Source organism: Myroides sp. C15-4, assembly GCF_050522745.1.
Classification (GTDB): Bacteria; Bacteroidota; Bacteroidia; order Flavobacteriales; family Flavobacteriaceae; genus Flavobacterium.
Genome location: NZ_JBMVQX010000001.1, coordinates 145,927 through 160,999, shown reverse-complemented (window position 1 = coordinate 160,999; position 15,073 = coordinate 145,927). Strand labels below are relative to the sequence as shown.

14 protein-coding genes are annotated in these 15,073 nt (G+C 37.8%); 6 read left to right on the top strand and 8 right to left on the bottom strand.

The features are described from left to right. Positions 1-71: 71 nt before the first annotated feature. The 3 genes from ACPDHL_RS00785 (at position 72) to ACPDHL_RS00775 (ending at position 4,152) form a co-directional block, all read left to right on the top strand. A complete protein-coding gene (locus ACPDHL_RS00785; RefSeq protein WP_430530905.1) occupies positions 72-1,004 on the top strand; it encodes a ketopantoate reductase family protein in 933 nt (310 codons plus the stop codon). Positions 1,005-1,715: 711 nt separating this feature from the next. After that, positions 1,716-3,101, top strand: a complete 1,386-nt coding sequence (locus ACPDHL_RS00780; RefSeq protein ID WP_430530904.1) for an NAD(P)-binding domain-containing protein — start codon at positions 1,716-1,718, stop codon at positions 3,099-3,101. A gap of 187 nt (positions 3,102-3,288) precedes the next feature. Then, entirely contained in the window at positions 3,289-4,152 is an 864-nt protein-coding gene (locus tag ACPDHL_RS00775) for a sigma-70 family RNA polymerase sigma factor (RefSeq protein WP_002987652.1), read from the top strand. 76 nt (positions 4,153-4,228) lie between these two features. On the opposite strand, the gene lysS is transcribed toward ACPDHL_RS00775, so the two are convergent. Next, positions 4,229-5,929, bottom strand: coding sequence for a lysine--tRNA ligase (gene lysS / locus ACPDHL_RS00770; RefSeq protein WP_430530903.1), 1,701 nt, complete (start codon positions 5,927-5,929; stop codon positions 4,229-4,231). A 198-nt stretch (positions 5,930-6,127) separates the two neighbouring features. On the opposite strand from lysS, the gene ACPDHL_RS00765 reads away from it, so the two are divergent. The 3 genes from ACPDHL_RS00765 to rpe all read left to right on the top strand — a co-directional run bounded on the left by ACPDHL_RS00765 (position 6,128) and on the right by rpe (position 7,749). Further along, positions 6,128-6,292 (top strand): YqaE/Pmp3 family membrane protein, encoded by a 165-nt coding sequence (locus ACPDHL_RS00765; RefSeq protein WP_413511451.1) that lies wholly within the window; start codon positions 6,128-6,130, stop codon positions 6,290-6,292. An 11-nt stretch (positions 6,293-6,303) separates the two neighbouring features. Beyond that, entirely contained in the window at positions 6,304-7,008 is a 705-nt protein-coding gene (gene lipB, locus ACPDHL_RS00760; protein ID WP_430530902.1) for a lipoyl(octanoyl) transferase LipB, read from the top strand. A 72-nt stretch (positions 7,009-7,080) separates the two neighbouring features. Next, the gene (rpe, locus tag ACPDHL_RS00755) at positions 7,081-7,749 is read left to right on the top strand and encodes a ribulose-phosphate 3-epimerase (protein WP_430530901.1); all 669 of its coding nucleotides are present in this window, start codon (positions 7,081-7,083) and stop codon (positions 7,747-7,749) included. A gap of 150 nt (positions 7,750-7,899) precedes the next feature. Here the strand turns inward: rpe and groL are convergent, their stop codons facing one another. From groL to miaB, 7 genes are all read right to left on the bottom strand, one after another. Continuing rightward, positions 7,900-9,528, bottom strand: a complete 1,629-nt coding sequence (gene groL / locus ACPDHL_RS00750; protein ID WP_430530900.1) for a chaperonin GroEL — start codon at positions 9,526-9,528, stop codon at positions 7,900-7,902. Positions 9,529-9,566: 38 nt separating this feature from the next. Next, positions 9,567-9,842 carry a co-chaperone GroES gene (locus ACPDHL_RS00745; protein ID WP_060873958.1) on the bottom strand — a complete coding sequence of 92 codons (276 nt, stop codon included), beginning with the start codon at positions 9,840-9,842 and terminating at the stop codon, positions 9,567-9,569. Between the two features lie 150 nt (positions 9,843-9,992). Next, on the bottom strand, positions 9,993-10,382 hold the full coding sequence (gene secG, locus ACPDHL_RS00740; protein ID WP_430530899.1) for a preprotein translocase subunit SecG: 390 nt from the start codon (positions 10,380-10,382) through the stop codon (positions 9,993-9,995). 2 nt (positions 10,383-10,384) lie between these two features. Then, positions 10,385-11,476 carry a tetratricopeptide repeat protein gene (locus ACPDHL_RS00735; protein ID WP_430530898.1) on the bottom strand — a complete coding sequence of 364 codons (1,092 nt, stop codon included), beginning with the start codon at positions 11,474-11,476 and terminating at the stop codon, positions 10,385-10,387. Positions 11,477-11,496: 20 nt separating this feature from the next. Continuing rightward, positions 11,497-12,003, bottom strand: coding sequence for an LptE family protein (locus tag ACPDHL_RS00730; protein ID WP_430530897.1), 507 nt, complete (start codon positions 12,001-12,003; stop codon positions 11,497-11,499). Next, on the bottom strand, positions 12,004-13,299 hold the full coding sequence (locus ACPDHL_RS00725) for a sigma-54 interaction domain-containing protein (RefSeq protein ID WP_430530896.1): 1,296 nt from the start codon (positions 13,297-13,299) through the stop codon (positions 12,004-12,006). Positions 13,300-13,336: 37 nt separating this feature from the next. Further along, positions 13,337-14,785, bottom strand: a complete 1,449-nt coding sequence (gene miaB / locus ACPDHL_RS00720; protein ID WP_430530895.1) for a tRNA (N6-isopentenyl adenosine(37)-C2)-methylthiotransferase MiaB — start codon at positions 14,783-14,785, stop codon at positions 13,337-13,339. Positions 14,786-15,073 lie beyond the last annotated feature (288 nt).

The window sequence follows — 15,073 nt, the reverse complement described above, 5'->3', positions numbered from 1 at the left end:
GTAAAATAGGTGGACTAAGAAAAAATGTTTTATTTTAGACAAACTAAACTGTCAACCGTTAACTAATCATCATGAATATAGGAATTATAGGGCTAGGAGGAGTAGGAGGATTTTATGGAGGCTTATTAGCGCATCATTTTGAAGGGGATGCCCAAGTGGCTATTCATTTTGTGGCTCGAGGAGCACATGGTGCTAAGATCAAAGGAACTGGATTAACTGTACAATCCAAAGGGACTACGGTTGTTGGAAAACCTACACAAGTAGTAGAACGCATTCAGGATTTGGGTGAGATGGATGTTATCTTGCTCTGTACAAAGGAATACGATTTGGATGAGGTAATTATTGATTTAAAAGCAATCGTGTCTAAAAACACCATTATTTTGCCTTTATTGAATGGTGTTGAAGCATTTGAGAAGCTAGATCAGCAATTGGAAGCTGAAGTATGGCAGGGATGTACCTATATGGTTTCTCGTTTAAAAGAACCTGGGGTGATTGACAACCCCAGTGGGAGACAAAAAATTGTATTTGGACGAACAGAGGGAGTAACGGATCGCATGTTACAAGTAGATACGCTATTGAAAGTAGCTGGGATTCAGTCAATTTGTACGCAAGAGATTGCACGTGAAGTTTGGGAGAAGTATATTTTAGTTTCTTCCTCAGCGGTCGCTACCGCTTATTACAACTGCTCCTTTGGGGTAGTCATGCGCGATCACCCTACTGCTATTCACGCACTGGTTTCTGAAGCTGCGAGTATTGCAAAGGCAAAAGACATTGCAGTAGGGGCCGATGTCGTTGAAGTTGTCATGCAGCGCTTGCAAGCCATTCCCTTTGATTCTACCACCTCCATGCACAGTGATTTTATCAGTAATAAAGAAAAAACAGAGCTCGAAGTGATGGCGGGCTACTTAATCCGAGAAGGTGTGAGATTGCAAACTGATGTACAAACGTATCAAAAGATGTATGCTGTTTTAAAAGATAAGCAAGGAAAATATACCGTAGAATAAAAAGAAAAGCAGTGAGTACACTGCTTTTTTTATGTAAAAAAAGCAAGGAGGGACAGCAAGGTTTTCAGTACTAAAACAGCGGGAATCAACACTGGTCTTTAAATAACTTTTTTGTATACGAGGACAAACCATGCCAGGGGTAAGCGAACTACAGTTGTACTAGTCGGAGGTATAACAGCTCATAAAGAGTACTGAATACGCGATAGCTCTAAATTCTGTTTTCTCAAACACGCGACGGTGGCATAAAGGTCGTAATGACCAAAACACTTCCCCTAGAACGTAGTTGAAAAAGTTGGGCGGTTAGCTTGGATATATTCATCGTCTCGTTTTAACTACACGAATGATCTTCTTTTTTATAAGGGAAAAAGAAACGTTTTCAGAATAGACCAATTGATTATTAGCTAGTTATTAAAAGTCAAGTTTGGTCATGTCTAAAAAAATGCTTATATTTGCTATATCAGCTGTAAAGCGATTGTGAAAAATTGCTTTAAAATAGGCAGTATCGCAAAGAGAATCTCTCTCTTGCGTCTAGTAAGAACCCCTCTGGTTCTCCTATAACTAGGTCGTACAACGTACAACCTATCAAATCACTCCGCAGGAGTGTCTGTAAAGAATCTGTGAAATGATTCTTTTTTTGAGGAAATCGAAAATATCGTTTATTAATTAGCTCCATTTCGACAGAAATTTAGGGGCCTAAAATAGTAGTATATAATGACTAATTTTAAAGTAGGAATTATTGGCGCAGGACCAAGTGGACTTGCTATGTTAAGAGCTTTTGAATCAGAACAGAAAAAGGGTAATCCCATACCAGAAATTAAATGTTATGAAAAACAGGATAATTGGGGTGGCATGTGGAACTATACTTGGCGTACAGGTGTAGGAAAATACGGAGAGCCTTTACATGGAAGTATGTATAAATACCTTTGGTCCAATGGCCCCAAGGAGTGTTTAGAGTTCGCCGATTACACTTTTATGGAACATTTTAAGCAACCAATATCTTCTTATCCACCACGTGAAGTTCTCTTTGATTATATTGAAGGACGCATTAAACAAAGTAATGCAAGAGATTATATTAAGTTTAATACCGTCGCGCGTTGGGTGGATTATTTAGAAGACAAGAAGCAGTTTCGCGTTATCTTTGATGACTTGGTTAAAAATGAAACATTTGAAGAGTTTTTTGACTATCTCGTGGTGGGTACAGGCCACTTCTCAACACCAAATATGCCCTATTTTAAAGGAATTGACAATTTTCCAGGTACCGTTATGCATGCCCATGACTTCCGTGGAGCGGATCAATTCATTGACAAAGACATCTTGTTAATCGGAAGTAGTTATTCTGCTGAAGATATTGGGGTACAGTGTTTCAAACACGGAAGTAAATCCGTAACCATTTCCTATCGTACGAATCCTATAGGCGTAAAATGGCCAAAGGGAATCGAAGAGAAACCAATTGTTACGCATTTTGAAGGAAATACGGCTTTCTTTAAAGATGGTACAACAAAAGCATACGACGCTGTTGTATTGTGTACGGGTTATCAACATAAGTTTCCTTTTCTGCCTGATAATTTGCGATTAAAAACAAAAAATTGTTTGTATCCAGACAACTTGTATAAAGGTGTGATCTTTAATGAAAACGAACGTTTGATTTTCTTAGGTATGCAGGATCAATACTATACATTTAATATGTTTGATGCTCAAGCGTGGTTTGCTAGAGATTATATGTTGGGCCGTATTGCTTTACCTACTAAAGATGAACGGGAAGCAGATATCGCTAAATGGTTAGCTGGCGAAGAGCGAACAGAAACAGGGAATGACCATGTTGATTTTCAAACAGCTTATATTAAAGAGTTAATTAATCTGACCGATTATCCCACATTTAATATTGATAAAGTGGCTGAGATGTTTAAAACTTGGTTAGATTCTAAAGAAGAGAATATCTTAGGTTATCGCGATCAGGTGTATACCTCTGTTATGACTGAGGTTACAGCAGAAGAGCATCATACAGTATGGATGAAAGAATTGGATGATAGTTTAGAGCGTTACTTAGATGAAGTGGAAGTAGACGAAAAAGAACTGAGTAAGACGAATTATTACTAATTCGCTTGATAAATAGCAATCAGTCTTATTACTTTTAAAGCCTTGAAAACCTAGTTTTTAAGGCTTTTCAATTTTCAAATAGAACTATGAAAAAAATTATTTTTTCAAATATTGTAACTTTTTGAATGAAGCGTACGTATAACTAGTGTAGACCATAAGAACAAAGACAAATAAGGAGTAAAATAATATGAGACAACTTAAAATTACCAAGCAAGTTACGAATCGTGAAACCGCTTCACTAGATAAGTATTTGCAAGAGATTGGTAAAGTAGATTTGATTACTGCAGATGAAGAGGTAGAATTAGCGCAGCGAATTAAAGCAGGTGATCAAAGAGCTTTAGAAAAATTGACTAAAGCAAACTTGAGATTCGTGGTTTCGGTAGCAAAACAGTACCAAAATCAAGGATTGACCCTTCCGGATTTAATTAATGAAGGAAATTTAGGTTTGATCAAAGCAGCACAGCGTTTTGATGAGACTCGTGGATTTAAATTTATTTCTTACGCAGTTTGGTGGATTAGACAATCTATTTTATCCGCTTTAGCTGAGCAATCGAGAATTGTACGTTTACCATTAAACAAAATTGGTTCGATTAATAAAATTAATAAAATGTACGCCTTGTTAGAACAGTCAAATGAGCGTCCACCTTCAGCAGAAGAAATTGCGGTTGAATTGGACATGACTGTAAACGATGTGAAAGAGAGTATGAAAAACTCGGGTCGTCACTTATCAATGGATGCGCCTTTAGTAGAAGGAGAGGATTCAAATTTATATGACGTATTGCGTTCAGGAGAATCACCAAATCCAGACCGTGAGTTGATTCACGAATCCCTGCGTACTGAAATTGAAAGAGCATTAGAAACCTTGACTCCTAGAGAGGCAGATGTAGTTCGTTTGTATTTTGGTTTAGGAGATCAACACCCAATGACCCTAGAAGAAATAGGAGAAACTTTTGACTTAACGAGAGAACGCGTTCGTCAGATTAAAGAAAAAGCAATCCGTCGTTTAAAACATACATCGAGAAGTAAAATACTAAAAACGTATTTAGGATAATAGAAAAAGCACTGCCCAGGCAGTGCTTTTTTATTCAATAAATAAAAAAAGGATGCGATCGATCGCATCCTTTTTTTTAGTGTTGATAAACAACATATTTGATTTCGTCTTCTGTTACGACTTTCGTTAAGTTATGAGAAGATAGCCCTTTCATGGCTTTATCCCATTTCTTACCACTTAAAGCGGCTTGTTCTTTTAATGAACCTAACTCCACTTTATTTTCGTTGTTCGTCAGAATTTGGATGATGATTTTCTCTTCGTCCGATAATTCTACCGTAGGAGTTGTTTTTTCTGGTCTCATTTGAGGGAAGAACAATACTTCTTGGATTGATGGATTATTGGTTAAGAACATGGCTAAACGATCCATTCCAATTCCCATTCCCGAAGTAGGTGGCATTCCGTATTCTAAAGCGCGTAGGAAATCTTGGTCGATAAACATTGCTTCATCATCTCCGCGATCAGCTAACGCCATTTGAGCCTCAAAACGCTCTCTTTGGTCAATTGGATCATTTAACTCGGAATAAGCATTAGCAATCTCTTTTCCACAAACCATCAACTCAAAACGCTCGGTTAATTCAGGATTATCGCGGTGTGCTTTAGTTAAAGGTGACATCTCTTTTGGATAATCTGTGATAAACGTGGGTTGGATATAATTTCCTTCACATTTTTCACCGAAAATCTCGTCAATCAGTTTTCCTTTCCCCATGGTTTCATCTACGGGAATTCCCATGCCTAAAGCAGCTTGGCGAATTTCGTCCTCTGATTTACCTGTGATGTCAAAACCAGTAAACTCTTTAATCGAGTCTGCCATGGTGATGCGCTTGTATGGTGCTTTAAAGTCAATCTCGTGTTCACCAAAAATAGCTTTAGAAGAACCGTTTACTGCAATCGCACAATGCTCTAATAAGCGCTCTGTGAAGTCCATCATCCAGTTGTAGTCTTTGTAGGCTACATAGATTTCCATTACGGTAAATTCAGGGTTATGCGTACGATCCATTCCTTCGTTACGGAAGTTTTTAGCAAACTCATAAACGCCATCAAAACCACCTACGATTAAGCGTTTTAAGTACAATTCGTTGGCGATACGCAAATATAATGGAATGTCCAGCGCATTGTGATGAGTCATGAACGGACGTGCAGCAGCTCCACCAGGGATAGACTGTAATACAGGTGTTTCAACCTCCATATAGCCAGATTCGTTGAAGAACTGACGCATCGCGTTAAATAATTTCGTGCGTTTAATAAACGTTTCCTTGATTGAAGGGTTAACAACTAAATCTACATAACGCATTCTGTAACGCAATTCTGGATCAGTAAAGGCGTCAAAGGTATTTCCTTCGGCATCAGTTTTAGGTAACGGTAATGGACGTAGTGATTTACTCAATAGGGAAAGTCCTTTTACACGAACGGTTTTTTCTCCTACTTGTGTGGTAAATAACTCCCCTTCGATACCGATGATATCCCCTAGGTCAATTAGTTTTTTGTAGACTTCGTTATATAGATCTTTGTTCTCACCTGGACAAAGTTCATCTCGGTTGATGTATAGTTGAATTTTTCCTTCGCTATCTTGAATCGTTGCAAAAGAAGCTTTTCCTTGAATACGGGAAGACATTAATCTCCCTGCCACAATTACCTTCTTACCTTCTTCAAAACCGTTCTTTATCTGCTTGGAAGTATGGTTAACTGGAAATAAGTTAGCAGGATAAGGATTCACACCAAGCTCTTGCAATTTTGCGAGCTTCTCTCTTCTGATGATTTCTTGTTCTGAAAGTTGCATAATAATTGTGAATTATGAATTAATTTATAAAGTGCAAATATAGTTAATCTTTAAAAATTAGGGGCATTTGTATCTAGCCAAATGTCAGTTAATTAGTCATTTGATGCTTTAGTAGGGATTCTTGATGTGGCTTTAACTGAATTTATAGAAGTTATTCCTAAAAAAATGACGAAATTTGTCTTTTATAAATTGGTGATTATGAGTATTTGGAGAGTTATTCTATCGATTATTTTTCCTCCTATCGCTGTATATGATAAAGGATGTGGATCGATATTGATTGTATTGTTATTGACCCTTGCGGGATGGATTCCTGGTGTGATTGGTGCTTTAGTTATTCTTAATAATCCAAAATATAACCGTTAAGCTTTAAAATGATGAATAAAGAAGTAACGCTAATTGATTTAGGAGAAAAAGATTATAACGATACATGGACGTATCAAGAAGAACTTTTTCAGTCTGTTTTAGATATTAAAATTAAAAATAGACGAGAGGAAACAGAAGAACTAACACCGAATTACTTTTTATTTGTAGAACATCCCCATGTCTATACCTTAGGAAAAAGCGGACACATGGAAAACTTGTTGCTAAATGAGGCGCAATTAAAAGAAAAGGGAGCTACTTTTTACAAAATTAATAGAGGGGGAGATATTACATACCACGGACCTGGGCAAATTGTAGGATATCCGATCTTAGATTTAGAAAATTTCTTTACAGATATCCACAAGTACTTGCGTTTGTTGGAGGAGACGATGATCCTCGTATTAAAAGATTATGGTATTGAATCGGGTAGAAGTGAGGGGGAAACAGGGGTTTGGCTTGATGCGGGAACTCCTTTTGCTAGAAAGATTTGTGCAATGGGAGTACGGGCTTCGCGTTGGGTAACCATGCATGGTTTTGCCTTAAATGTCAATTCTGACCTCGGATATTTTGACAATATTATTCCCTGTGGGATTCGCGGAAAAGGGGTAACCTCTTTACATGTGGAACTTGGAGTGGATCATGTAGATGAAGACGAAGTACGCGCAAAAATTATCAAGTACTTTGCTGAACTTTTTGAAGCGACAATAAAAGCACAATAAAACAAGTTATGAAATCTCAAGTGGACATTCCTCTTGAGATTTTTTTTATCTTTGTACAAACAACACAAGAGTATGAAAAATATTAAGATTGCGCCATCAGTTTTGGCAGCGGATTTTGCTAATCTACAACGCGACATCGAAATGATGAACGACAGTCAAGCAGAGTGGTTTCACATCGATATCATGGACGGTGTTTTTGTACCAAATATTTCTTTTGGGATGCCCGTTTTGGAGGCAATTAATAAGCACAGAAGCGCAAATAAAGTATTAGATGTGCATTTGATGATTGTAGATCCTGATCGTTACATCAAAACCTTTAAAGAATTGGGCGCGGATATTTTAACCGTACACTATGAAGCTTGTACGCATTTACACCGCACTATCCAGGCGATTAAAGCGGAAGGCATGCAAGCAGGAGTAGCGTTAAATCCGCATACACCTGTTTCGGTTCTAGAAGATATCATTCAAGATTTGGATTTGGTGTTGATTATGAGCGTGAATCCTGGTTTTGGAGGTCAAAGCTTTATTGAGAATACCTATGATAAAGTACGCAGGTTGAAAGCAATGATCGACGCCAAAGGAGCGAAGACGATCATTGAAATCGACGGAGGAGTCAATGACAAAAACGCAAAAGCTTTGGTTGATGCAGGTGCAGAAGCTTTAGTAGCAGGAAATTTTGTATTTAAGTCGACGGATCCAAAAGCAACAATTGCGCAATTAAAAGAGATTACTTCCAACTAGTTTGTGAGGCGAATGACATTCGACTCGTATAGTTACATAAAAAGCCAAAGGAATTTTCCTTTGGCTTTTTATGTTTTTGTTCCTAAGCGTTCAAAAAAAGTGGCTTGAACATTACATCCAAGCCACTCAACTATAAAATGTGCGATTTTATTACATCATTCCTGGCATTCCTCCGCCCATTGGCATACCACCACTGTTTTCGTCTTTAATATCGACTAAAGCACATTCCGTGATAAGAATCATACCAGCAACCGAAGCTGCATTTTCTAAAGCAACTCGTGTTACTTTTTTCGGATCGATTACACCCGCTTGTAGCATATCGATGTATTCGTTTGTTTTTGCGTTGTATCCGAAGTTGTTACTTCCTTCTAATACTTTGGCTACTACTACAGAACCTTCTAAACCTGCGTTTTCAACAATTGTTCTCAATGGAGCTTCAATTGCTTTAGCGATGATTTGGATTCCTGTTTCTTCGTCAGCGTTAACCGCTTGAATCGTGTTTAAGTTTGCTTTAGCGCGTAGTAGAGCAACTCCACCACCTGCAACAATTCCTTCTTCGATTGCCGCTCTAGTAGCGTGTAAAGCATCGTCAACTCTGTCTTTTTTCTCTTTCATCTCTACTTCCGTAGCAGCACCAACATAAAGAACAGCTACACCACCAGCTAATTTAGCTAAGCGCTCTTGTAATTTTTCTTTATCATAGTCAGAGGTTGTTGTTTCCATCTGCGCTTTGATTTGGTTTACACGGTTTTGAATCATATCTGACTCGCCACTTCCGCTAACGATTGTCGTATTGTCTTTATCAATGCTTACGCGTTTACACGTACCCAACATCTCTAATGTTGTATTTTCTAATGTATATCCTTGCTCTTCAGAGATTACCACACCACCTGTTAAGATAGCGATATCTTCTAACATGGCTTTTCTTCTGTCTCCGAATCCTGGTGCTTTTACAGCAGCAATTTTCAAAGCTCCTCTTAATTTATTTACTACTAAAGTAGATAACGCTTCTCCGTCTACATCTTCAGCAATAATTAAAAGTGGTTTTCCAGATTGAGCAACAGGCTCTAATACTGGAAGTAATTCTTTTAGAGAAGATACTTTTTTGTCGTATAATAAAATGTAAGGAGAATCTAGTTCCACTTCCATTTTTTCAGAATTAGTTACGAAATAAGGAGATAAATATCCTCTGTCAAATTGCATTCCTTCTACTACATCAACGAATGTTTCTGTTCCTTTTGCTTCTTCAACAGTGATTACGCCTTCTTTACCTACTTTTTCAAATGCTTGCGCAATTAATTCACCGATAAATTCGTCGTTATTTGCTGAAATAGATGCGATTTGTTGGATTTTATCCATTGATCCACCTACTTCTTGTGCTTGGTCTTTTAAGTGACTTACAATTACTTCAACTGCTTTGTCCATCCCGCGTTTTAAGTCCATTGGATTTGCTCCAGCGGCTACGTTTTTCAACCCTTCTTTTACGATTGCTTGTGCTAATACCGTAGCAGTTGTTGTTCCGTCTCCAGCTAAGTCATTTGTTTTAGAAGCTACTTCTTTCACCATTTGAGCACCCATGTTTTCAAGTGCGTCTTCGAGTTCAACTTCTTTTGCTACAGAAACTCCGTCTTTTGTTACAGTAGGAGCTCCGAATGATTTTCCAATGATTACATTGCGTCCTTTTGGACCTAAAGTTACTTTAACAGCATTTGCTAAAGCGTCAACACCACGTTTTAAACCTTCACGTGCTTCAATGTCGAATTTAATATCTTTTGCCATGATCTAGTCTTGTTTTTCTTTGTTATTGATTCAATTTATTAAACAATCGCTAAAATGTCATCTTCACGCATGATTAGGTAATCTTTACCTTCCAATTTTAGCTCTGTTCCTGCATATTTACCATATAGGACTGTATCGCCTACTTGTACGGTCATGTTGTGGTCTTTTGTTCCATTTCCTACAGCGACTACTGTTCCTTTTTGTGGTTTTTCTTTCGCTGTATCAGGAATAAAAATACCAGAAGCAGTTTTTGTTTCTGCTGGTTGAGGTTCAATAAGAACTCTATCTGCAAGTGGTTTAATGTTTAATGCCATAGTATTATAGTTTATAAAATTGAATTATTTATATTTAATCTAAACGCAATAAAATAGTCATAAAGTGTGCCAAACCTTGTATTGACAGCTAATGGCAAAAAAAAATGCCAACTTGACAGCTGGCATTTTATATTCAAAGTTTTTACTTTCTTATTCTTGTGTAGTTTCAGGTGTTGAAGTTTCGCTTGTAGCTGGAGCTTCAGTTCCTGTAGCTTGTGTATTGTCTTCTTGTGATGCAGGAACAAGCTCTTGCTGCACTGGTACTGGCATTTCTGCATTAGGATCTAAAAGTTTAGAATCACCCATCGCACCACCGCTAAAGCTAATGCTTGACGTTAAGATTAAGATGATTAACACCGCTCCTAATGTCCAAGTACTCTTATCTAAGAAGTCATTCGTGTTTTTTACACCTCCTGCTACAGTAGATCCTCCGAAAGAGGAGTCTAAACCTCCACCTTTAGGATTTTGTACCATAATAACCACAATTAATAAAAAACATACGATAGCAATCAATACTAAAAATACTGTAAATGTGTTCATGCTTATAAACTATTATGTTGTTGTAACGCTTTTATATCTAATATTTGGTTTGCAAAGAAACTACTTTTTTCTGGATATTTCAAAATTAAAATCTCATAAGCTTGTATTGCTTTTTGATATTTTTTTTGCTCCAAATAAATTTTGGCTAAAGTCTCCGTCATCAAACTTGTATTCTCTTGTACTGATAATTCAATATTTATGGGGCTTGCCGTTGCTTTTTTTGTTGGGATAATTTTAGGATTTGTTTCGATGAATTTATCAATCATGGCCTGTTTTTTTTCTAAACTTTCCTGAAATTTTTTTTCATCTTTTGTAATTATCTCCTTTTTTTGCTCTTCTTCTTGTGGAGAATCGTCGCTTTTTGTATTCGATTCTCTGAGAATTGGCTGTTGTTTGGACAATTGTAACCACTCTTGAAAGGAGTATTTCTCGTCAGCCTCAAAAGCTAAAGGTTTGCCAATTTCCAACTTGTTTTCCAATATTTCAGTTGGGGAATCTGCGAGGGTATTTTCGCGACGAACTTGGTCGTTTTGCTCTTCTTGTACGTGGTCAGCAATTACTTCCGACGAGGTTGCTGCTGTAAAAACAGAGGTGTCTGTTGTATTAAGTGCTGTTTCTATGCTTGTTTCTGCCGAAGGTTCTACAGCAGGCTGTATCGCATCCTCCTGTTTGTGGCGTTCTTCGAAAGGAACTCTATCTTCTTTGGTGATAGCATAAGCTACTTTAGAAATACTCTCAAGTAGCGAACTAATGTTTTGTTCTGGTTCTCTGTCTTTGGTGGCTATGACAACAGACTCTGGTTGTATTTCTTCTACCTCTTTTTCTACTTCTTCTAGCGCTAGAGGTCGGTAAGCGGTAAAATCATCTGACACAATGAAGTTAAACAACATGTCGCGATCTAACGTATAAGCTGCTGTTTTCTTGAGTTCCTGATTGTAGGAGGTACTTTCATTTGAATATAGCGCTTTGAGGTATAAACTTCGGACGGCTTGTACATAGGGATACTGCTCAAGGAGTTGTTTTAACTCTTGAATATCTGATCGTTTGATTTGAGAGGGATCAGCTAAGTATGTATGTAGTGTGTTTATAGTCAAATTTTGGTTTTTAATATATTTTACCATTTAGCTAAAGACTCATTGAAGACATCTTGTGTAATGCGTTCAAAGATTTCGTCTAAAGCCGTGCTTAATGTTCCTCCAACTAATTGTGCATTAGCTTCATAGTCATGATAGAATGAAAAGCGCTTTTCAAAATCGTCTTCTGGATTTTTCTTGTTAATAAAGCGAACGTTAATGGCGATATACAAACGGTTTTGCGCAGCTCGCTGATCAGCTGTCGCTGTCATTGGACTGATTCTGTAATCGACAATTTCTCCTTCATAGATTAAATCTGCATCTGAGTTGGTCAGGGTTAAACTGGTTTGACCTTGAATTAAATCTTGTAATGCCAAGGTAAATGTACGTTCAATACCAGGTTCAACTAAAGGCGCATTATTCTGAAAATAATTGACTTGGAATGAATCAGCATCAATTTTTCCTGTACCAGTAAAGTTATAATATTTACAGCTTTGTAAGCCTAAAGCTATAAAAAGAATTGCAATAATAGGGCTAAACTTTTTCATTTATAAGTTGTATTGTTTAATCTTTCGATACAGCGTTCGTTCTGAAATACCCAATTCTTCGGCAGCCGCTTTTCTCTTTCCTTTATTTCTGTCGAGGGCTTTTCGGATTAATTCTACCTCCTGTTCTTCTAGATTTAGTGGTTCGTCGTCTTCCACGGTTTCTGCGATAAGGTAATCCTCGTCATCGTCATCGTCATTCATAAGGGTTGGATGAAAAGTAGGATGATTGGGTTGACCTGGGTGTAAGTTGCTGTTCTCCAATTGTAAAATATCAGAAGGATTCGCTGGATAATCTATGGATTCGTTGGAGGTATTGCCGTAAATGCGCTGGATCAAATGTTGGTTACTTTCTTGCACTTGACCTTTGTCTTGTTTTAAAAGCTCTAGGGTTAGTTTTTTTAGATCCGTAATGTCATTGCGCATGTCAAAGAGAATTTTATATAGAATTTCTCGTTCTGTACTAAAGTCACTTTCTGCTTTTTTACTGTGTATCACCGAAGGCAGTTGTCTATCGTGATTGGGTAAATACGATTGTAAAATAGGTAGCGTAATTTCTCGATTTGTTTCCAAAACGGAGATTTCTTCTGCCACATTTCGCAACTGTCTAATGTTTCCGTCCCAGCGATAGCGAATTAAGAAGTTAGCTGCATTAGCATCGAGGCGAACGGGAGGCATTTTGTATTTATGAGCAAAATCCGAAGCGAATTTTCGGAATAGCAAGTGAATATCTTCTCCTCTTTCGCGAAGGGGAGGAAGGGTAATTTCAATGGTACTCAAACGATAGTAAAGGTCTTCTCTAAACTTGCCTTTGTGAATGGCTTCTATCATATTGACATTGGTTGCAGCAATAATTCGGATGTCTGTTTTTTGAACACGTGAGGAACCTACTTTGATGAATTCGCCATTTTCTAAAATACGCAATAAACGCACTTGTGTGGTTAGGGGCAATTCTCCTACTTCATCTAAAAAAATAGTTCCGCCGTTGGCCTCTTCAAAATATCCTTCACGTGTGCTAATAGCACCAGTGAAGGCTCCTTTTTCGTGGCCAAAAAGTTCACTGTCAATGGTTCCTTCTGGAATGGCCCCACAGTTTACGGCAATGTATTTACCATGTTTGCGATGGGAAAGCGAATGGATGATTTTGGGAATACTTTCCTTTCCAACCCCACTTTCTCCCGTTACTAAAACAGAGATATCCGTTGGAGCAACCTGAACTGCTTTCTGGATGGCTCGGTTTAGCTTCGGATCATTTCCTATAATTTCAAATCGTTGTTTTATCGCTTGAACATTTTCCATGTAGTGAACTTTTTGATAGCGCTGTTTTTAACTGGGATTACGCCTGCATAGGTGAATAACCAACGGCCTTGCCTATAAGCGTGGCAGATGTACAATCTTCTACGTATACTTGGACGAAATCTCCCACTTTATAATTTTCTTTCGGAAATACCACCGTTGTGTTTTGTGAATTTCTACCGCTCCATTCTAAATCAGAACGCTTCGATGATTTCTCAATTAATACTTCAACTGTTTGTCCTACAAAACGCTTCGTACGCTCTAAACTGATCTTCCCTTGAACGGCAATGATCTCGCTTAAACGGCGTTTTTTTATTTCTTCTGGAATGTCGTCCTCTAATTTACGCGCAGCAAGTGTACCTGGGCGTTCAGAATAAGCAAACATAAACCCAAAATCATAACGCACATGTTCCATTAAGGAAAGTGTATCTTGGTGATCTTCTTCGGTTTCGGTTGGGAAACCCGTGATCATATCTTGTGAAAGCGAAATATCGGGAATTAAAGCGTAGATTTTGTCTACCAATTCGATGTATTCTTCTCTTGTGTGTTGGCGATTCATCTCTTGTAAAATACGCGTACTACCCGATTGAACAGGTAAGTGAATGTATTTACAGATATTTTCGTGACGAGCAATAACTTCAATCACTTCCATGTGCATATCCTGTGGATTTGACGTTGAAAAACGAAATCTCATTTTTGGAAATTTGGTTGCACATAGATCCAGAAGTTGAGCGAAGTCAACAGCTGTAGCTTTTTGAATTTCAGTTGCTTTGTCGAAGTCTTTTTTCAAACCACCGCCATACCAAAGGTAACTGTCTACGTTTTGTCCTAATAAGGTAATTTCCTTAAAGCCTCTTTCGTAAAGATCTTGAATTTCTGAAATAATACTGTGCGGTTCTCTACTGCGTTCGCGTCCTCGTGTAAATGGAACCACGCAGAACGTACACATATTATCACATCCTCTTGTAATCGATACGAAAGCCGTTACGCCATTACTTTGCAAACGAACAGGTGAAATATCACCATAGGTTTCGTCTTTGGATAATATAACATTGATGGCATCGCGTCCTTCGTCTACTTCTTTGAGGAGATTTGGTAAATCTTTGTATGCATCTGGACCAACAACCATGTCTACAATTTTTTCCTCTTCTAAGAATTTACTCTTTAAGCGTTCGGCCATACACCCCAAAACCCCCACTTTCATGCCTGGGTTTTTTCTTTTGATGCGGTTGTATTGATCTAGGCGCTTGCGTACAGTTTGTTCGGCCTTATCACGAATCGAACAAGTGTTTACTAATACTAAATCAGCTTCTTCTAGATTATTGGTTGTATTGTATCCTGCGTCAGATAAAATGGAGGCAACAATTTCACTGTCAGAAAAGTTCATTTGACATCCGTAGCTTTCAATAAAAAGCTTCTTTGTATTGTCTTTATTCTGTTCTAGCTGTAAGCTTGTTCCTTGTTTATTTTCGTCAATTACCTTTTCCATATGATTATTTAAAAGGGAGTTTTATTTTAGAGTACAAAGATAGTTTAATTTTATTTACTGACAAGTTGACAGCTTTATATTTAAGACGCTCTTAGCTATTTTATTGCTCTTCATCTTTCTAGTTCGAAACCGCTGTTTGAAAGGAAAAATAAATTGGCAAGGAGGAAAAACCGCTTGATTTGAATAGATAAGGGTTAATACTGCGTTGACAATGCCCCGAGAATGCTTCGACAGTGCTTCGAGAAAAGCCTGTTTTTACTAGCGAAACACGAAGGATTGTCGAAGGGT